The sequence below is a fragment of the Cryobacterium sp. Y29 genome (assembly GCF_002929825.1).
Classification (GTDB): domain Bacteria; phylum Actinomycetota; class Actinomycetes; order Actinomycetales; family Microbacteriaceae; genus Cryobacterium.
Genome location: NZ_PJJN01000037.1, coordinates 216,359 through 234,112, shown reverse-complemented (window position 1 = coordinate 234,112; position 17,754 = coordinate 216,359). Strand labels below are relative to the sequence as shown.

At 66.5% G+C, this 17,754-nt stretch carries 22 protein-coding genes; all 22 read left to right on the top strand.

Annotated features, from left to right (window positions below; genetic code table 11):
• Positions 1-116 precede the first annotated feature (116 nt).
• The 22 genes from flgB to CXY74_RS16020 all read left to right on the top strand — a co-directional run bounded on the left by flgB (position 117) and on the right by CXY74_RS16020 (position 17,754).
• Complete coding sequence (flgB, locus tag CXY74_RS16125; RefSeq protein ID WP_104201359.1) at positions 117-461, top strand: flagellar basal body rod protein FlgB; 345 nt, start codon at positions 117-119, stop codon at positions 459-461.
• Positions 458-847: a flagellar basal body rod protein FlgC gene (locus tag CXY74_RS16120; protein WP_104201358.1), complete on the top strand. Its 390-nt coding sequence runs from the start codon at positions 458-460 to the stop codon at positions 845-847. Before flgB ends, CXY74_RS16120 begins: the two co-directional genes overlap by 4 nt.
• Positions 847-1,161, top strand: coding sequence for a flagellar hook-basal body complex protein FliE (locus CXY74_RS16115; RefSeq protein ID WP_104201357.1), 315 nt, complete (start codon positions 847-849; stop codon positions 1,159-1,161). Before CXY74_RS16120 ends, CXY74_RS16115 begins: the two co-directional genes overlap by 1 nt.
• A complete protein-coding gene (gene fliF, locus CXY74_RS16110; protein WP_104201356.1) occupies positions 1,161-2,810 on the top strand; it encodes a flagellar basal-body MS-ring/collar protein FliF in 1,650 nt (549 codons plus the stop codon). Before CXY74_RS16115 ends, fliF begins: the two co-directional genes overlap by 1 nt.
• Positions 2,807-3,850 carry a flagellar motor switch protein FliG gene (gene fliG / locus CXY74_RS16105; RefSeq protein WP_104201355.1) on the top strand — a complete coding sequence of 348 codons (1,044 nt, stop codon included), beginning with the start codon at positions 2,807-2,809 and terminating at the stop codon, positions 3,848-3,850. The genes fliF and fliG overlap by 4 nt, the downstream gene beginning before the upstream one ends.
• Positions 3,840-4,466 (top strand): FliH/SctL family protein, encoded by a 627-nt coding sequence (locus CXY74_RS16100; RefSeq protein WP_158252382.1) that lies wholly within the window; start codon positions 3,840-3,842, stop codon positions 4,464-4,466. Before fliG ends, CXY74_RS16100 begins: the two co-directional genes overlap by 11 nt.
• On the top strand, positions 4,463-5,794 hold the full coding sequence (locus tag CXY74_RS16095) for a FliI/YscN family ATPase (protein ID WP_104201353.1): 1,332 nt from the start codon (positions 4,463-4,465) through the stop codon (positions 5,792-5,794). The genes CXY74_RS16100 and CXY74_RS16095 overlap by 4 nt, the downstream gene beginning before the upstream one ends.
• The gene (locus CXY74_RS16090) at positions 5,791-6,249 is read left to right on the top strand and encodes a flagellar export protein FliJ (RefSeq protein WP_104201352.1); all 459 of its coding nucleotides are present in this window, start codon (positions 5,791-5,793) and stop codon (positions 6,247-6,249) included. Before CXY74_RS16095 ends, CXY74_RS16090 begins: the two co-directional genes overlap by 4 nt.
• The gene (locus CXY74_RS16085) at positions 6,246-6,944 is read left to right on the top strand and encodes a C40 family peptidase (protein WP_104201351.1); all 699 of its coding nucleotides are present in this window, start codon (positions 6,246-6,248) and stop codon (positions 6,942-6,944) included. The genes CXY74_RS16090 and CXY74_RS16085 overlap by 4 nt, the downstream gene beginning before the upstream one ends.
• Positions 6,941-8,479, top strand: a complete 1,539-nt coding sequence (locus CXY74_RS18270; RefSeq protein WP_104201350.1) for a flagellar hook-length control protein FliK — start codon at positions 6,941-6,943, stop codon at positions 8,477-8,479. The genes CXY74_RS16085 and CXY74_RS18270 overlap by 4 nt, the downstream gene beginning before the upstream one ends.
• Before the next feature lie 15 nt (positions 8,480-8,494).
• The gene (locus CXY74_RS16075; protein WP_104201349.1) at positions 8,495-8,920 is read left to right on the top strand and encodes a flagellar hook assembly protein FlgD; all 426 of its coding nucleotides are present in this window, start codon (positions 8,495-8,497) and stop codon (positions 8,918-8,920) included.
• A gap of 66 nt (positions 8,921-8,986) precedes the next feature.
• Entirely contained in the window at positions 8,987-10,183 is a 1,197-nt protein-coding gene (locus CXY74_RS16070) for a flagellar hook protein FlgE (protein ID WP_104201348.1), read from the top strand.
• A gap of 389 nt (positions 10,184-10,572) precedes the next feature.
• The gene (locus CXY74_RS16065) at positions 10,573-10,806 is read left to right on the top strand and encodes a flagellar FlbD family protein (protein WP_104201347.1); all 234 of its coding nucleotides are present in this window, start codon (positions 10,573-10,575) and stop codon (positions 10,804-10,806) included.
• Positions 10,806-11,678: a motility protein A gene (locus CXY74_RS16060; RefSeq protein WP_104201346.1), complete on the top strand. Its 873-nt coding sequence runs from the start codon at positions 10,806-10,808 to the stop codon at positions 11,676-11,678. Before CXY74_RS16065 ends, CXY74_RS16060 begins: the two co-directional genes overlap by 1 nt.
• Complete coding sequence (locus CXY74_RS16055) at positions 11,675-12,511, top strand: flagellar motor protein MotB (RefSeq protein ID WP_104201345.1); 837 nt, start codon at positions 11,675-11,677, stop codon at positions 12,509-12,511. The genes CXY74_RS16060 and CXY74_RS16055 overlap by 4 nt, the downstream gene beginning before the upstream one ends.
• Positions 12,512-12,569: 58 nt before the next feature.
• On the top strand, positions 12,570-13,481 hold the full coding sequence (locus CXY74_RS16050) for a flagellar motor switch protein FliM (RefSeq protein WP_255409551.1): 912 nt from the start codon (positions 12,570-12,572) through the stop codon (positions 13,479-13,481).
• Positions 13,478-14,182 carry a flagellar motor switch protein FliN gene (gene fliN / locus CXY74_RS16045; RefSeq protein ID WP_104201344.1) on the top strand — a complete coding sequence of 235 codons (705 nt, stop codon included), beginning with the start codon at positions 13,478-13,480 and terminating at the stop codon, positions 14,180-14,182. The genes CXY74_RS16050 and fliN overlap by 4 nt, the downstream gene beginning before the upstream one ends.
• A 3-nt stretch (positions 14,183-14,185) precedes the next feature.
• Positions 14,186-14,695: a flagellar biosynthetic protein FliO gene (locus tag CXY74_RS16040; protein WP_104201343.1), complete on the top strand. Its 510-nt coding sequence runs from the start codon at positions 14,186-14,188 to the stop codon at positions 14,693-14,695.
• Between the two features lie 53 nt (positions 14,696-14,748).
• On the top strand, positions 14,749-15,564 hold the full coding sequence (gene fliP / locus CXY74_RS16035; protein WP_104201555.1) for a flagellar type III secretion system pore protein FliP: 816 nt from the start codon (positions 14,749-14,751) through the stop codon (positions 15,562-15,564).
• A complete protein-coding gene (gene fliQ / locus CXY74_RS16030) occupies positions 15,561-15,836 on the top strand; it encodes a flagellar biosynthesis protein FliQ (protein WP_104201342.1) in 276 nt (91 codons plus the stop codon). Before fliP ends, fliQ begins: the two co-directional genes overlap by 4 nt.
• Complete coding sequence (locus CXY74_RS16025; RefSeq protein ID WP_370446167.1) at positions 15,837-16,604, top strand: flagellar biosynthetic protein FliR; 768 nt, start codon at positions 15,837-15,839, stop codon at positions 16,602-16,604.
• The gene (locus tag CXY74_RS16020; RefSeq protein ID WP_104201341.1) at positions 16,597-17,754 is read left to right on the top strand and encodes a flagellar biosynthesis protein FlhB; all 1,158 of its coding nucleotides are present in this window, start codon (positions 16,597-16,599) and stop codon (positions 17,752-17,754) included. The genes CXY74_RS16025 and CXY74_RS16020 overlap by 8 nt, the downstream gene beginning before the upstream one ends.

Below are 17,754 nucleotides of genomic sequence, written 5' to 3'. Positions count from 1 at the left end.
TTCTGTGTAACTGCTTACGAAATGCTTATCCCCGCCGATAGCAACTACTGAGCATGGATTGCTCGAACCGGGCCACGGATTGGCCGTTTATGTCTTTATCGACGAAACGGGGAGTCGTGCTTGATTCCGTGACCAGTGTGGCGCTCACCAGCGCACTCGATGGCCTTGCTTTGCGCCAGCGCACCATCGCGAGCAACATCGCCAATATCAATACGCCGAACTACCACGCCAAGGTCGTCTCGTTCGAGAACGCCCTGGCCCAGTCGGTCGAGGCCGGCGAGGGCAGCGTGACCGCGGCCACCACAACGCGGTCGCTCGAGGCCACCAATCTCAACGGCAACAACGTGAATCTCGATACCGAGACCCTCGCCAACATCGACGCCCTGCTGCGCTACCAGTTCGCGGCGAAGGCCGTCGAAGGCCCGGCGACCGCCATGCGCACCGCATTGCGTACCAACTGATGACCGACGCGATCAGCATCTCGGGCAGCGGAATGACGATGCACCGCAAGTGGCTCGACGCCATCGCCGACAACCTCGCCAACGCCAACACGGTCACCGCGACCGCCGGCCCCGCCTTTCAGGAGCGCTTCATCGTGGCGCAGGAAGGGCAGGGCACCTCCGGTGTCGCCGCCTCCGCCGCTTTCGGAGACGCCGCCGGAACGCTCATCTACGAGCCGACGCATCCGCTTGCCGATGAGGCCGGCTACGTACGGTACCCCGACATTGACATGGCCGAGCAGATGGCCCACCTGATCATGGCCCAGCGCGGATACCAGGCCAACGCGGCCGTGGTCGACCGGGCCAAAACCGCCTACGAAGCAGCACTGCAGATCGGACGTGGCTGATGCCCATCGGCGCAATCGGCTTTCCCCCCGCCATTGTCGGAGCCAGCACCACCGGCGGCGTCATGGGCGCCTCGAGCGCCACCGCAACCGGCGGGGCCGGCTTCGGCACCGCGCTGTCCGGCGCCGTCGACAACCTGCAAGGCCTGCAATCCACCTCGAACGAACTCTCCATTCAGGCCGTCAACGGCAGCCTCGATGACATTCACACCGCCACCCTGGCCAGCACCCGCGCTCAGCTCACCATGGAACTCGTCGCTGCCGTTCGCAACAAGGGCGTCGACGCCTTCAACGAGATCATGAGGATGCAGGCCTAATGCCCCGCCAGGTCAGTTCTGTCTTTCGCCGCTTCGGCAACGCCGTACGCGAATTCACCATCGCTCAGCGCACGGTGGCCATCATCGGCGTCGCCGTGCTCGTGCTCGGCGCCTCCGCACTCGGCATGTGGGTCACCAAGCCCGCGTACACGCCCCTGTTCACCGGCCTCAGCGGAGCGGATGCGAGCAGCATCGTCGACCAGCTCACCGCCGACGGCGTCAGCTACGAACTCGCCGACGGCGGCGCCAGCATCATGGTTCCCGAATCCAATGTTTACAGCCAGCGCATCAAGGCGGCCGCGGCCGGCCTGCCCTCCTCCAGCACCGGCGGCTACTCCCTGCTCGACACCATGGGCGTCACCTCCTCCGAGTTTCAGCAGTCGGTCACCTACAAGCGGGCCCTCGAGGGCGAACTCGCCCAGACCATCGGCGCGATGGACGGCGTGCAGACCGCGTCGGTGCAGCTCGCCATTCCCGAAGACAGCGTGTTCGTGTCGGAGAAAAACGCGCCGACGGCATCCGTTTTCGTGCAGGCACGCAACGGCGTGACCATGTCCAGTGACCAGGTGCAGGCCATCGTGCACCTGACCAGCGCATCGATCGACGGCATGAAGGCCTCCGACGTGGCCGTGATCGACTCCACCGGAACGGTGCTCTCGGCCGTCGGCATCGGCGCCACCGGCTCCTCCGACCAGCAGGCCACCGACTACGAGGCCCGCGTGCGGGGCTCGGTGCAGGCGATGCTCGACCAGGTGGTCGGTATCGGCAATGCCACGGTGGTCGTGGCCGCCGATCTGAGCACCGAATCGGCCTCCCGGGTTGAAGAATCGTTCACGTCGCCCACCGAAGCGCTCACGCTGAGCGACTCGGTCGACACCGAAACCTACAGCGGAACCGGGGGAGCGGCGGCCGGTGTGCTTGGCACCGACACGGCGGCGACCACCGACGGCACCGCCACCGACGGCACGTTCACCTCCGAATCCACCACCCGCAACAACGCCATCAACAAGGTCACCGAGAACCGCACCATTCCGGCCGGTTCGATCACCCGGCAGACGGTGTCGGTGGCGATCAACGCCGATGCCGCAGACGGTATCAACGTGGCCGACGTCACCTCGCTGGTAACCTCGGCGGCCGGCATCGACGCCGTGCGCGGCGACGCCGTCACGGTTGAAGTGATGGCCTTCAGCACCGCCGACGCCACCGCCGCGGCCGCAGCGCTGCAGGCCTCGACGGATGCCGCCGCCGCAGCTGCCACGGCGGAGATCATTCGCGTGGCCGTCATAACGCTCGGCATTGTCGCCACGATCATCGTCAGCCTCGTGCTCTACGCCCGGCGGTCGCGTCGGCAGAGCCGCGAGTCGGTTGAGATCGGCGAACTCAGCGAGTCGCAGGGCATGCTCGGCGGCCTCGGCGGTGTCGGTGCACTCACCGGCCCCGGCGCCAACCCCGCGAACTCGCAGATCGCCGGACCCGGCTCGTTGTTCTTCAACCCGACCGACCTGCCGACCCAGGTCATTCGCACGGTGCATTTTGAACCGACGGAAGCAGACATCCGTCGTGGAGAAATCGACGCGCTGGCCCAGAACGACCCCCGCGGCATGGCTGAGCAGCTGCGCGGCCTGATGGACGACCGGCAGAGCGTATGAGCGAGACCGTAGCGATCCCCACGGTCGCCCGAGCGGATGTTCCCCTCACCGGCACCCAAAAGGTCGCCGTCGTGCTCATGAACATGGATCGCCAGCGCGCGACCGAGGTCATGAAGCAGTTCACCGAGGTCGAGGCCGAAGATATCGTCTCCGAGATCGTGCAGCTGCGCAAGGTCGACTCCACCATCGCCGAGGCGATCCTGAGCGAGTTCCACGAGATGACCCAGCGCGGCGGACGACACGCCCGCGGCGGCCACGACTTCGCCATGGGCCTGCTCGAAGCCTCCTTCGGCGCCGAACGCTCGGCCGGTATGATGACCCGCGTGGCTACCTCGATGGCCAGCAAGGCCTTCGAATTTCTGGACTCCTCCGAACCCGCCGACGTGCTCAACCTGCTCGACGGCGAAATGCCCCAGACCATCGCCCTCGTGCTCGCGCACCTGCGTCGTGACCAGGCTTCCGGCGTGCTCACCGGCATGGACCCGGCCCTGCGCACCGACGTCGCCCGCTGCATCGCCACGATGGGCAGCGCCACCCCCGAAGCCATCCGCGTCGTCACCGAATCGATCAAGCAGCGGGCCGGTTCCCTCGCCTCCCGTGAGGTCATCGAGGTCGTCGGCGGCATCCAGCCGCTCGTCGACATTCTCAACCAGGCGGATGCCGCCACCGAGCGCGCCCTGCTCGAAGGCCTCGAAGAGAGCGACCCGGCGCTGGCCGAGGAAGTGCGTTCGCGCATGCTGACCTTCAACGACATCGTCAAGCTCGAAAGCCGCGACGTGCAGCAGGTTCTGCGCGGAATCGACACGACCGTGCTCGCCATGGCCATGAAGAGCACCTCGAGCGCGGTCTCCGAGGTCATTCGTGCCAACCTCTCCGAGCGCAACCGCGAAGCGCTCGACGACGAGATCCGCAGCCTCGGCCCGGTGCGCATCAGCCAGGTAGAGGATGCCCGCGCGAGCGTCGTGCGCGCCATTCGCGACATGGAAGCCCAGGGAATCATCACCGTGCAGCGCGGATCGGACGAGGAATATGTCAGCTGACACTGGTTTCGGTCGAATCACCTTTCCCCGCCTGCACGACGACGAACGCACCAAATCCGACGAAACGGCGCGCGCCCAGGGGCACGCCGCCGGCTACGCTGAAGGCCTGCGTGCGGCATCCGTCGATATGACGCGTTTGCGCCTCGACCTCGAAGCCGAGCGCGGGCAGGCCGAGGTAGTGGCACGCGCCAAAATGGACCGTGGTGTGCGGGTGCTGAGCGCGGCCGCCGATGCCCTCAACCGGCGCAGCCTGCCGGTGCTCGTCGACGCCGAACAGGCCCTGATCACCTGCGCCCTGCAACTCGCCGAGGCCATCATCGGCGCCGAACTCAGCCGCACCGAGCCGTCGGCCCGGCGCGCGCTCGACCGCGCCATGCCGGCATCCGCTGTCGGCGAATCGAACGCGTCCCACTGCATTCGCATGAACCCCGACGACCTGGCCATTCTGACCGACCGCACCGCGGCCGTGACCGGCGTGACCTTCATTGCCGACCCCGCGATCAAGCGCGGCGACGCCATCGCCGAAGTCAACGACGGAATTCTCGACGCCCGCATCGAGACCGCGCTGGCCCGCGCCACCGCCATTCTGCTGGCCTCTGTAATGGTGCCCGAATGACGTGGCGCCCGCGCGCCCAGACCTTCGCCACCGCGCTGCAGATTGCCCGGCCGGAACGCGTCGGCGTCGTGTCGTCGATCGTCGGCCTTGGTGTCGAGGTACGCGGACTGCCTTCCGCGATCGGCGACCTCGTTGTGCTCGGCGGCGAAACGGATGCCCCCGGCGTCGACGCCGAAGTGGTTGCGACCACCCGGGACAGCATCCGCTGCATGCCGCTGGGCCGCATGACCGGCCTGCGCGCTGGCGCTCGTGCGAGTGCCGCGCATAGTCCGCTGCTGGTTCCCACCGGCGCCGGACTGTTCGGCCGCGTCATCGACGGCCTCGGCCGCCCGATCGACGGCAAGGGCCCGCTGCTCTCGGACGGTGCCGTGTCGCTCGAAAACGACAGCCCCTCCGCCATGCACCGCGCGCGCATCACCGCGCCGCTGCACCTCGGCGTGCGTGTGCTCGACACTTTGACCACGGTGGGTCGCGGCCAGCGCATGGGCCTGTTCGCCGGCAGCGGCGTCGGCAAGTCGTCGCTACTGTCGATGATCGCCCGCGGAACGGATGCCGAAGTGTCGGTCATCGCACTCGTGGGGGAGCGCGGCCGTGAGGTGCGCGAATTTCTCGAAGACGACCTCGGAGCCGAGGGCCTGGCCCGCTCCATCGTCGTCGTCTCGACCTCCGACGAACCTGCCATGATGCGGTTGCGCGCGGCCTTCACCGCTACCCGCATCGCCGAATCCTTCCGCTCGCGCGGCGCCGGCGTCATACTCATGATGGACTCACTCACCCGCGTCGCCATGGCCCAGCGTGAAATCGGCCTCTCGGTCGGCGAACCGCCGGCCACCCGCGGCTACCCACCCTCGACCTTCTCCGTGCTGGCCCGCCTGCTTGAACGCGCCGGCACCGACGAGGTCGGCTCGATCACGGGCCTGTACACCGTGCTCGTCGACGGTGACGACCACAACGAACCCATCGCCGACGCTGCCCGGTCCATTCTCGACGGCCACGTCGTGCTCGACCGCAAACTCGCTATTACTGGCCATTTTCCTTCCGTCGACGTGCTCGGCTCGATCTCCCGCGTTGCCTCCCGGGTGAACTCGCCGGAACGAAACGCGATCGCCACGACCCTGCGCAAGGTGCTCGCCGCGCGCGCCGCTGCCCAGGACCTGCTCGACGTCGGCGCCTACCGCACCGGCACGAACCCGCTGGTGGACGCCGCCGTCGTGCATGACGCTGCCATCAAGTTCTTTCTGCAACAGCGGATGGATGACCAGACTCCCTCAGACGCGGCCTGGCAGCAGCTCGCCGGGCTCACCCGCAAGTTGGGGGGCGTGCAATGAGCCGGCTCTTTTCGCTGGCCGGACTGCTGCGCCTGCGCCACCTGCAGCAGGACCAGGCGGCGAGCGACCTGGCCGAAGCGAACGCGCGAGTGGCGGCGAACGAAGCGCACCGCGGCCGGGCTCGATCGGCCCTCAGCGCCACATCGATCACGCCGGACACCGTCGCGGCGATGAACGCCATGGCCGCCGCCCGGTCATCGTCGCGGAGCATGCTCGCCGACCTGGATGCCCTGGGCCGCAGCAACGCGTCCACCCTGAGCGAGGCGCAGGCCGCCTTCGACGCGGCCCGCGCCGAAGCGATCGCCCTCGAAAAGCTCGAGGTACGCCACCACGAAACCATCCGGGCCGAAGACCTTCGCGCCGAACAGATCGTGCTTGATGAAATCGCTTCGATGCGCTGGTATCGCGACCGTACCGACACTCCGACCACACCCCAGAATGGTGACTCACAATGACCATGATCGCCGCTATGGGACGCATCGAGCAGATCCAGTCGATGATGCAGCAGCTCGCCGCCGGGCCGCGCGCGACGACGACGACCGCCGCGGCCGCGGCCACGGCGACCACGGCGACGGCTTCGGCCGACAGCTTCGCCGCCTCCATGGCCTCGGCGCTGGGAACCGCCGGCGCTGGCGGGGCATCCGCTGCCGGAACATCCGCTGCCGGAACATCCGCTGTCGGAGCGACGGGCGGGGTGACCGGAACCAACGTCGTCGACGCCGCCAAGAAGTACCTCGGCGTTCCCTACGTCTTTGGCGGTGAGGACGCGAGCGGAATGGACTGCTCCGGCCTCGTGCAGAAGGTATATTCCGATGTCGGAATAGACATGCCGCGCCTGGTTTCTAGCCAGATGAAGATGGGCACGGAGGTGGCATCGCTGGCCGAAGCCCAGCCGGGCGACCTCATCGTCACCGGCGGCGGCGACCACATTCTCATCTACGCCGGCGACAACAAGATCATTCACGCACCGTACCCGGGGCGCACCGTGTGCCTGCGGGACGTCTATATGTCAGATTCGGAGATCACGACCATCCGTCGCATCATTCCCTCCGGCACGGCGGGAAACACGGGCACAGCCAGTACCACTGTGCCCACTACAGAAATGTTGAGCGCCGCCTTCGCGGCCTTCGCCAAGGGCGGCGCAGCATGAGCCTCGCGCTGAACCACCTCCGTTCCGGCGGAGCAGCCGGCCTGACCGGCGCCCCGCGTTCCGGCGCTGCCGCCGGCACCCCTTCGGCCGGAGCCCACGGTTTCGCCTCGGCCATGGCCGATTCCGTCGCCGACCTCGCGACCGCTCGCCGTTCAGCCGCAGCGGATGCCGACCGCTCCCGTTCTGCCCAGCAGGTTCGCGCCGCCGACCATGCCACCGGCCGTGGGAGCGACTCGTCCTCCGCCTATTCGAGCGCGTCGTCGACCACGTCCTCTGCCACAGTCTCCGCGGTTGCTGATCGCGCCGCCGCCCGAAACGAGAACGACGCGCAGTCGCCGGCCGAGCGTGATTCCACGCCTTCGACCGATCCCGCGGTCGCTCCTAAGTCGGTCGAGCCTGCGTCTGCCGCCGGTGCAACCCCGACCCTGCTCGATGTGGCCAGTTTGGGCCTCGCAACATTCCCGCCTGTCGCCGGTGTGCTCAGCCAGGCCCTGACGGCCAGCGTCTCGGCGTCGGTCGCCAGCGCGGATATCGCAGCGGCTTCCCCTGCAGTTTCCAGTACGGGTTCCGCCGCGGTCGCCGAACTTCTTGACGCTGGGACCACCGTTACGAGCGCAACGAGCGCGTCCACCCGGTCCGCCGCGGGACTCGCGGCATCGAGCCGGGCCGGCGCGCTGGCCGCACCGGTGGCCCCCGCCGGCACAACCGGGTCCGCTGGATCCACCGGCCGCTCGGGCGCAAACGCCGCAGCGGCGACGGCCGCCGCAATTGCTTCAGCGGGCGCGACGCTCACCGTCGCCGACGCGGCCACCGGCGCCGTCCCCACCGCAGCGTCCACCGCAGCGATCACCGCAGCGTCGTCGGCCGCTACTTCGGCCGCTACTTCGGCCGCTGCCCCAGCCGCTGCCCCCCCCGCCGCCGCGGCGTCCACGTTCCTCACCGCGGTGGCCGACGGAGCCGACCGCAGCCCGAAACTCGGTGCCGTGCGCATCGTGACAACGGATGCCGCAGCCCCGGCCCCGACGCCCGGCCTGGTCGCACCGACGACCGTGCCCGCGGCCAACCTGACGCCGGTCGCGGCACCTGTGCCCGTCGCATCCGCTGTGCCGGTGCCTTTGACGACGCAGATCGCCAAGCCGCTGTTCTCGCTCGCCACCGTGGCACCCGGCGAACACAAGCTGACCATCACGGTGAACCCCGACAACCTCGGCCCGGTCACCGTGCGGGCCCACGTATCGATCGACAATATTCGGGTCGAGCTGTTCGCCCCCACCGATCTTGCCCGCGAAGCGCTGCGCGCCATTCTGCCCGACTTGCGCCGCGACCTGGCTGGCGGGGGACTGAGCGCGCAACTCGACCTGTCGTCGCAGAACCGGGCGGGGGATCTGGCCGGCGACTCGCCAGGAGCCAAACAGCCTCGGCCGGAGCAGGCACCCAGAAACCTGCTGGGGCGCGAGCCCGACATTCCTAACGGCGAGCAACCGCCGCGCTCCTTCATATTCGGATCCGCGTCGACCATCGACGTAATGGCTTAGAAAGAGAGACCAATCATGCCAGTAGACGCAGTAGCTGCCGCCGGGGCCGCCGGGTTGTACTCCGGCGCGACCACCCGCACGCCGAGCCAGTCGATGGACTCGGAGGTGTTCATGTCGCTGCTGGTCACCCAGCTGCAGAACCAGGACCCCTCCTCGCCGATGGACACCAATCAGATGATCGCCCAGACCACCCAGCTCGCGATGATGGAGAAGATCACGGAGATGGCCACGGCCAGCCAGGAGAGCTTTTCGCTGCAGATGCGCTCCTCGGCCGCCGCTCTCGTGGGCCAAACCGTAACCTACTCACTGGATGACGGCACCGAGGCTACGGGAATCGCTTCCTCGGTCTCGTTCAAGGACGCAGTTCCGCAGGTCACGATCGGTGGCAGGTCCATCGCTCTCGACGCTGTCTCCGGGGTCACGACCGCCTCCGCTGCCTAACCCGGCTCCGTCCCCAAAGTTTTCCCATTTTCTTCATTCAATCGCTTTCTTGAAAGGCAGATTCTCATGCTTCGTTCTCTCTACTCCGGCATCTCCGGTCTTCGCTCGCACCAGGCCATGCTCGACGTCACCGGCAACAACATCGCCAACGTCAACACCACCGGCTTCAAGGCCTCCGCCGCCCAGTTTCAGGACACGCTCTCGCAGCTGACCGCCGGCGCCGGCGCCCCCCAGGGCGAGGTCGGTGGCACCAACCCGGCCCAGATCGGCCTCGGCGTGCAGGTCGCCGGCATCTCCACCAACTTCTCGCAGGGCTCCTCGCAAGCCACCGGCAAGTCCACCGACCTGCTGATCTCCGGCGACGGCTTGTTCATCACCAAGATGAGCGGTGAAACCCTGTACACCCGCGCTGGCGCGTTCGACTTCGACTCCGCCGGCCGTCTGGTCACGCCCGACGGCGCCATTGTGCAGGGCTGGGGCGCGGACAACGGCGTCGTCTCCGACGGCGGTCCGACCGGCAACATCACACTGCCGGTGGGCGCCATCATCGGGGCCACCCCGACGGCCAACGCAGCGTTCGGCGGTAACCTGCCGTCCGATGCCGCCGACGGCACGGAGCTGAAGCGCGACTTTGAGATCTTCGACGACCTCGGAGCTTCCAGCACCGTGACGCTCACCTTCACGCGCTCACTCGATGCCAATGCTACTCGGCCGGCTGACGGATGGATCGTCAGCAATGCCGACAACACTGCTGAGACCGTTTCTCTGTCCGCCAATGGAACAGGAGGATTTACCGCGTCGGGACCGCTGACGGTCAATGACACCGTTACCATCGACCTGTCCGAGCTCAGGGGCTTCGCCGACCTCACCACCGTCTCCGGATCCGCGACCGACGGCAAGGCCGCCGGAACGCTGAACTCCTACACGCTCAGCGCCGATGGCACCCTGGTCGGACTGTTCAGCAACGGGGAGCAGCTCGCGATCGGCCGTATCGCCCTCGCCAACTTCGTCAACCCGGGCGGACTTGAGAAGGCCGGCAGCTCGGCCTACCGCGCCACGTTCAACTCGGGCGCACCGACCGTGGGAACCGCCGGCACCTCCGGCCTCGGCTCGCTCTCCAGCGGCGCCCTCGAGATGTCGAACGTCGACCTGTCGCAGGAGTTCACCAACCTCATCGTCGCGCAGCGAGGCTTCCAAGCCAACGCCCGCATCATCACCACCTCCGACGAGGTTCTGCAGGAACTCACCAATCTGAAGCGCTAACCCAACAGCATTGCCACCACCTGAGTAGACCACTTTGTGGGGTCTAGGGCCGTCCGGACCCCACAAATTAGTCGACTGAGCCCCTGGGCTGTACATAACATCTGCGGGCCGGGGTCGGATGCGTCATCCTCGTCCAATGACCGAACGCCAGGACCTCCCGTCGCACCTTCTCGCACGTCCTTTTGCGGTGGCGCGCGGCGTTGCCGCCGGAATTTCCACCGGTCGCATGCTGGCCAGCGACCTGGCCCGCCCCTTCTGGGGTGTGCGCGCCTGCGCCCCCGTTTACCCGCCAAAGTTGTCCAGTGCGCGGATGCCTAACGCCAGCAGCAGAATGACCGACAGTAGAGGTTGGTACCCCATCTGGGGTGTCAGAAACCAGGGAAGAGCTCATGATCGTAGTCACGCGGCTGAATGAGAGCCACTTTGCGATCAATCCCGACCTGATCGAACGAATCCACGCCAACCCGGACACGACTCTCGTCATGGTCGACGGCGCCAACTTCATCGTGACCGAGTCCATGGACGAGGTCATCGAAAAAATCGCGAGGTACCGGGCCCACGTCATTGCCCTCGCCTATGACCCGACGGCCAGTGACCTGCCGCGGGGCCCACGGGCCATCTAGTGGATCCGGCAACACTGATCGGCATCCTGCTCGCTTTCGGCGCGCTGGTTGCCATGATCACCCTCGAGCACTCGTCGGTGATGAGCATTCTTCTTCCCGCTCCGATGATCCTCGTGTTCGGTGCGACCGTTGCCGTGGGTATCGCCGGCGGAACAGTGCGCGACACCATCAGCGCGTTCAAGGCGCTCCCCGGAGCATTCCGGGGCAAGATCACGCCGCCGGTGCAGATCATCGACCAGGTCGTCGGCATCGCCGAGACCGCCCGCAAATCGGGCCTGCTCGCACTCGAGCAGGAGGCCGACAACGTGTCGGACCCGTTCCTGCGTGGCGCCCTGCAGAACATCGCGGACGGTACAGACGGTGACGAACTGCGCATGCTGCTCGAAGACGAAATCGCCACCAAGGCCAAATCGGGGCGCAGCGCCTCGAAGTTCTTCATGAGCCTCGGCGGCTACGCACCGACCGTCGGCATCGTCGGCACCGTCGTCTCGCTGACCCACGTGCTGGAAAACCTGTCGACCCCCGAGACGCTCGGGCCGATGATCGCGACCGCGTTCGTCGCCACCCTGTGGGGGCTGCTCTCAGCCAACTTTCTCTGGCTGCCCATCGGTGCGCGCCTGCGCCGCCTGTCCGACATTGAAATTGACCGGCTCACCCTCCTCATGGAGGGCGTGCTCGCTGTGCAATCGGGCAGCCAGCCGCGCCTGCTCCGCGAACGCCTGCGCGCCATGGTGCCGCTCGAAGACCTGCCCAAGGCGCAGGCGAAAGCCAAAGCGGCCGGTGCCGCAGCGGACGATGCACCCGCCGGCAAGGTGAAAACGAAGTCCAAGGGTAAGAAGTCCATGGTTGAAGACAACGCCGAAGCAGCATGAGCGCGCGCGGACGTAGGCGCAAAGGCCACGACGACGAGCCGGAGCACCCCAACGAGCGATGGATGGCGTCCTACATGGACATGGTCACCGTGCTGATGTGTATGTTTATCGTGCTGTTTGCCATGTCGACGGTGGATCAGAGCAAATTCGAGAAGCTCGCCAATTCCCTCGCTACCGGGTTCGGTGCCGTCGAGGTCGGCCGCATCGACACCGCTGAAGGCGTCGTCGTACCCTCCGACATGGTCGAGGACCAGGCCGAGGGGTTCATCGACGTGACCCTCACCGATGCCGAAACGGCGGTGGCCGAAGTAGCCAAGTTGTACACGATTGAAGACAGTGTCAACGCCAACCTTGCAGCCGCCGGCGTGGCGGACCGGGTGGACTTTTCGATCGACGAGCGTGGACTCACCCTGGGGCTGGTCGGCACTGAATCCTTCTTCGCTCCCGACAGCACGGCGCTCAGCCCCACGGCCATCTCGGTGTTGGAGGCTGCCGCTCCGGTCATGGTGACCTCGGGACTGCAGGTATCTGTCGAAGGCCACGCCGACAAGCACGGCCAGTCGGCGACCTTCGCGACCGACTGGGAACTGTCATCCGGTCGAGCAACCCAGGTACTGCGGCGCTTGGTGGAGCAGGGCGGCGTCGATCCGACCCTGATCGGCGCGGTCGGCTACGGTTCGGCCAGACCCTCGTCGGAAGGCACGAGCCTGGCGGACATGGCGCAGAACCGTCGCGTCGACATTGTGCTGCTGTCTGCCCAGTCCGAGAGCGTGCGCGCACTCATTCCGCAGGCGCTCGACCTGACCAGCACGTTGCCCGCCAGCGCGCCCTAGCACACGGTCTCTGCGCAAAACTGCTAACGAAGCGCACCAGGCGACCGACAGTGTCAACGTGACGGTCCAGGAACAAAATCAAATAATTGCGCCCATTAAAGCGCCAAAGTCGGTGGAGTTATATGACTTCCGCCGACCGACGACATTGGCGCGGGATCATGCCCGCGTCCTTGAACTCGCCTTCGAGACTTTCGCCCGCCAGTGGGGCACTCAAATCACCGCGCGGGTTCGTGCGCTCTGCACGATCACCTGCGATCAGGTGCTCATGCTGACCTACGACGAGTACGCCGCATCGCTGCCATCCAAGACGGCCATGGTGCTCTGCACGATCGCAGCGCTCGACGCCAAGTCGGTGATCCAACTGCCGACGGTGACCGGACTGACCTGGGTGAACCACATGCTCGGCGGCAACGGATCCCAGCTGATTCCGTCCGAACGCAACTTCACCCCGATCGAACTCGCGCTCATGCGCCAGATGATGACCGAGGCGCTCGAGGATCTGCGCTACTCGTTCGGTCCGCTCCTGGTGAACGACTTCGCCGTCGATGGGATCCAGTACAACTCGCAGTTCGCCCAGGCCGCCGCCCCGGCCGACCTGATGATCGTAGCGACCTTCTCGATTCGTATCGAACGCAACACCACCACTTCGACGCTCGCCATTCCCGCCGCGGCACTCATGCCGCAGCTCGGGGAAGCCAACCCGATGCGCATCACCACGAACTCGGCCGAATACCTGCAGGCCCAGCTCGCTGCCGTGCCGGTCGATGTCGCCCTGCGCCTCACCCCGGCCCGCGTTCTGCCCAGCCGCATCCTGTCGCTCATGGTCGGCGACGTGCTCCCCATTCCGCATCCCAAGCATCGTCCGCTTGACCTCGCCGTCGGAGGCCAGTCCCTGGCCCGGGCGGCCGTCGGAGCCAACGGCTCCCGCCTCGCCTGCATCGTCATCGACACCGAAGAAAGTACTTCATGATCTCCACCCAGTCTGTCTCCGAAGCCGCCGTCGACGCGCTCCTGCGGGTTCTGCCCACCGCCGTGCCCCTGCACGCGACCGCGCACAGTGGCAGCGCGGAACTTTCCGCTCGGTTCGGTTCCAGCGTGGTGGCGTCGTTCGTCGGGTCCAGCTCCGCCGATCTGGCCGTGGTACTCATGGATGCGTCCTCGCTCGACGCGGCGTCCGGCGCCGCCCCCGCCCTGGTTTCCAGCCAGGATGTGCTCCGCCCGGCCCTGGAGAGCGCGGCGAGCGTGCTCGGCATCGGCGTGCTCGGCGACTCGCGGGTCGAAGACGCCTCCACCCTGTTTCTGGCCGACGATACCCAGGTGTTCGAGCTCAGCGCCGTCGGCGTCGTGACCGGATGGTTCGCGATCCGTCTCCGCTCCAACGGCACCATCGGCGGGGGAGCGGCCACCATCAACAAGGCCGTGCTTGGCAACCTCGGCCGCATCAACAACGTCGAGATGACGCTGACCGTCGAGATCGGCCGCACCCGCATGGCCGTTCGCGATGTGCTCTCCCTCGAGCCCGGCGCCGTCATCGAACTGGACCGGTCCGCCGGCGCCCCCGCCGACATTCTGCTCAACGGCCGCCTCATCGCCCACGGCGAGATCGTCGTCGTCGACCAGGACTACGCCGTACGCATCACCCAGATTCTCGACGTCGCCGAGGGCCTGTAATACGTGGATACGGTCATCGTCGCCTTGCGGGTCCTCCTCTCGCTGGGGGTGGTGTTCGGGCTACTCTGGTACCTGCAGCGCCGCCTGGTCAAGGGCGGGCGCGCCAAGCTCGCCGCGAACCTCGTCACCGTCGTCGGCCGCGCGAATGTCGGCCAGAAGGCATCCGTCGTCGTCGTGGACGTTGACGGCCAGCGGCTGGTCCTCGGCGTCACCGAGCACGCCGTGAGCGTGCTGCACGGCAGCACCGGCCCCGTCGACGACTCCATACAAACGGATGCCCTTGGCATCGCCCCGGTTCCGGTCAACGACACCGCCGAGGCCTCCGCGACCGTGTTCGCCCGGTCCCTCAACTCGGCCACGTCCAACTCTACCCTCGCCCCCACGCTCGAATTCCGCCCGCGCCGCAAAGGTACGTCAGCGCCCAAGGCCGCCCCGACCTCCCGTCTGGCCGGTTCGATCCTGTCGCCGGCCACCTGGACGCAAACCGCCGCCGCCCTTCGGAACGGCCGGTGAACGCGACCGCTGCTGCGCGGCCGATCAACCGCGTCGGCTTCGCGCGTGTCGGCATCTTGATTCTCTTTGTCATCGTGTTCACCGCGGTGTTCCTGTGGCTCGGCGCTCACGCCTCCCATGCCGTGACGGTCGACCCCACGACACCGACCGACCCGACCGAGCCCACCGACCCGACCAACCCCGACGACAGCGGGGGCGGCGGCCTCAGCGTCGACATTAACGGCCCGAACGGCGCGCCGTCCTCGGCGATCGTCACCCTGCTCGGAATCACGCTGCTCTCTGTCGCCCCGGCGCTGCTGCTCATGATGACGAGTTTCACCAAGATCTTCGTGGTGCTCGCGATGACCCGAAATGCCCTGGCCCTGCCGTCGATCCCGCCAAACCAGGTGCTCGCCGGGCTGGCCCTGTTCCTGTCGCTGTTCATCATGGCGCCCGTGCTAACCGACATCAACAGCGTCGCCCTGCAGCCCTACCTCGACGGCATCATGACCTTCACCGACGCCCTCAACCTCGGTTCCGAACCGCTGCGGCAGTTCATGCTGGCCAACACCCGGGGCGAAGACCTCGCCCTGATGACCCGCGCGGCCGACCAGCCGAACCCCGACAACCCCGACGACGTGACGCTGTTGACGCTCATTCCCGCGTTCATGATCTCCGAACTTCGCGCCGCGTTCATCATCGGCTTCGTCATCTTCATCCCGTTCCTGGTCATCGACATCGTGGTCTCGGCAGCACTCATGTCCATGGGCATGATGATGCTCCCGCCCGTCATGATCTCGCTGCCCTTCAAAATTTTGCTGTTCATTCTCGTCGACGGCTGGGGACTCATAATCACCTCGCTCATCGGCAGTTACCAGATGGTCACATGAATACCAACGCTGTTCTCGACATCGGCCTGCAGGCCCTCATCCTCGCCGCCAAGCTCTCGGCGCCGATGCTCATCACGGCCCTCGTCGTCGGCTTCGCCATCTCCCTGCTTCAGTCGATCACCCAGATTCAGGAAGTCACGCTCTCTTTCGTGCCCAAGGCCATCGCGGTCTCGTTCGCCCTGCTGATCTGCGGCCACTGGATGATCGCCGAATCGGTGGCCTTCACTAACCAGATGTTCGAAAAGATCCCCTCGCTCCTCGGCGGTGGCTGAGTGGAATTCGTCTTCAACTACGCCTGGATCGAGGCTGTCATGCTCTCCGGCGTGCGCATGGTGGCGTTCATCGTCATCGCCCCGCCGTTCTCCTACAACGCCATTCCGTTGCGTATCAAGGGCATGCTCGCGGTCGGCTTCGCCCTGGCCATGTCGCCGCGCACGACGATCGGCTACGTCGCCCAAGACACCGCTGGCTTCATAGGCGCCCTCGTGCTCGAAATCCTCGTCGGGGCGGTGCTCGGCTTCCTCGTCTTCGTCATCTTCGCCGCGGTGCAGTCCGCCGGTGGCCTCATCGACATGTTCAGCGGATTCCAGATGGCGCAGGGCTTCGACCCGCAGTCCATGGTCAACGGCGCCCAGTTCACCCGCCTGTTCCAGATGACCGCTCTCGCCCTCATGTTCGCCTCCGGCGCCTACCAGCTCATCATCGGTGGCCTGGCCCGCAGCTTCACTGCACTCCCGCTCGGCGGCGGCATCGTTCTCGCCAACCCCGCCCAGGCGCTCGTCGCCGCGGTATCCCAAATGTTCCTCGCCGCCGTGCAGATCGCCGGCCCGCTCCTCGTCGTGCTCTTTTTAGCGGATGCCGGCCTCGGCTTGCTCACGCGCGTCGCGCCGGCGCTCAACGCCTTCGCGCTCGGGTTCCCCCTTAAGATCCTCATCACGCTCGTCCTCGCGGCGACCGTGTTTGTCGCCCTCCCGCAGATTGTCTCGTCCCTCACCGGGCAGGCCCTCGACGCGCTCATGGGGGTGGAACAAAATGGCTGAAGATTCCGGCGAAAAGACCGAACTAGCCACCCCGAAACGCATGAAGGAGGTGCGTGAAAAGGGACAGCTCTCCAAGTCGCAGGACATCACCGCCTGGATCGGCGTCGGCGCGGCAGGCCTCATGCTGCCCATCACGATTGAGCGTGGCGCAGCAGCGGGGACCGACCAGATGTTCATGATCAACACCCTCGCCGCCACTCCCGATCCCGCTGTCGCCCTGCAGGCCATGGAAAACGGCCTGATGTCGATGGTGGATGTGCTGACCCCGTTTTTCGTCGTGGTCGTCGTCGTCGTGTTGGCTGGAGCGGCGCTGCAGGGCGGCATTCACTTTAAGAAGTTCACCGGAAAATACGAGCAGTTCAACCCTGTCACCGGCCTGAAGCGGGTGTTCGGCGGCCAAGCATTGTGGGAGGGGGTCAAGGTTCTGGCCAAGACCGCGGCCGTCGGCATCGTGCTGTATATGATCATTCAGGGCCTGATGCCCGTGCTCATGACAGCGGGCGGACTCCCAGTGTCGGAGCTGATGGTCGCGGCGACGGACGGGGCTGCTTCCCTGCTGCAGGCCGCCGTCGTGGCCGGCCTCGTGCTCGCCGCCGCCGACGTGTTCGTGGTCATGCGGCGCAACCGCAAGAAAACCCGCATGTCCAAGAAAGAAGTCAAGGATGAGAACAAGGCCGCCGAGGGCGACCCGCTGATCAAATCCCAACGCCGGTCTCGTCAGATCATGATGAGCCGCAATCGCATGATTTCTGCGGTAGCGGATGCCGACGTCGTGCTGGTCAACCCGACTCACGTTGCCGTGGCCCTCAAATACGAACCCGGCCGCTCAGCACCACGGGTCGTCGCGAAGGGACTCGGTCACGTCGCCCTGCGCATTCGTGAGCAGGCCGACACCGACCGGGTGCCGATCGTGCAGGACATTCCCCTGGCTCGCGCCCTGCACGCCGCCTGTGAGATCGGCGAGGAGATCCCGGCCGACTTGTTCAACGCGGTGGCCCGGGTGCTCGCCTTTGTGATGGCGCTGAAGGCCCGTGGCAGCACCAGGACGGGCGTGCACACGATGGCAGCCCAACCATTCGGCACCGCACGACCGATGCCCGCAAGTCAGACCCACACCCCAACCCAGACCCAGACAGCCGGAGGCCGTTGA

Coding starts and splice junctions, on each gene's coding strand:
- CXY74_RS16090 (WP_104201352.1), top strand. CDS start 5,791: ATGAGCCGGCTCTTTTCGCTGGCCGGACTGCTGCGCCTGCGCCACCTG.
- fliG (WP_104201355.1), top strand. CDS start 2,807: ATGAGCGAGACCGTAGCGATCCCCACGGTCGCCCGAGCGGATGTTCCC.
- CXY74_RS16085 (WP_104201351.1), top strand. CDS start 6,246: ATGACCATGATCGCCGCTATGGGACGCATCGAGCAGATCCAGTCGATG.
- CXY74_RS16075 (WP_104201349.1), top strand. CDS start 8,495: ATGCCAGTAGACGCAGTAGCTGCCGCCGGGGCCGCCGGGTTGTACTCC.
- CXY74_RS16100 (WP_158252382.1), top strand. CDS start 3,840: ATGTCAGCTGACACTGGTTTCGGTCGAATCACCTTTCCCCGCCTGCAC.
- fliN (WP_104201344.1), top strand. CDS start 13,478: ATGATCTCCACCCAGTCTGTCTCCGAAGCCGCCGTCGACGCGCTCCTG.
- CXY74_RS16115 (WP_104201357.1), top strand. CDS start 847: ATGCCCATCGGCGCAATCGGCTTTCCCCCCGCCATTGTCGGAGCCAGC.
- CXY74_RS18270 (WP_104201350.1), top strand. CDS start 6,941: ATGAGCCTCGCGCTGAACCACCTCCGTTCCGGCGGAGCAGCCGGCCTG.
- CXY74_RS16070 (WP_104201348.1), top strand. CDS start 8,987: ATGCTTCGTTCTCTCTACTCCGGCATCTCCGGTCTTCGCTCGCACCAG.
- CXY74_RS16020 (WP_104201341.1), top strand. CDS start 16,597: ATGGCTGAAGATTCCGGCGAAAAGACCGAACTAGCCACCCCGAAACGC.
- fliQ (WP_104201342.1), top strand. CDS start 15,561: ATGAATACCAACGCTGTTCTCGACATCGGCCTGCAGGCCCTCATCCTC.
- CXY74_RS16065 (WP_104201347.1), top strand. CDS start 10,573: ATGATCGTAGTCACGCGGCTGAATGAGAGCCACTTTGCGATCAATCCC.
- fliF (WP_104201356.1), top strand. CDS start 1,161: ATGCCCCGCCAGGTCAGTTCTGTCTTTCGCCGCTTCGGCAACGCCGTA.
- CXY74_RS16095 (WP_104201353.1), top strand. CDS start 4,463: ATGACGTGGCGCCCGCGCGCCCAGACCTTCGCCACCGCGCTGCAGATT.
- CXY74_RS16055 (WP_104201345.1), top strand. CDS start 11,675: ATGAGCGCGCGCGGACGTAGGCGCAAAGGCCACGACGACGAGCCGGAG.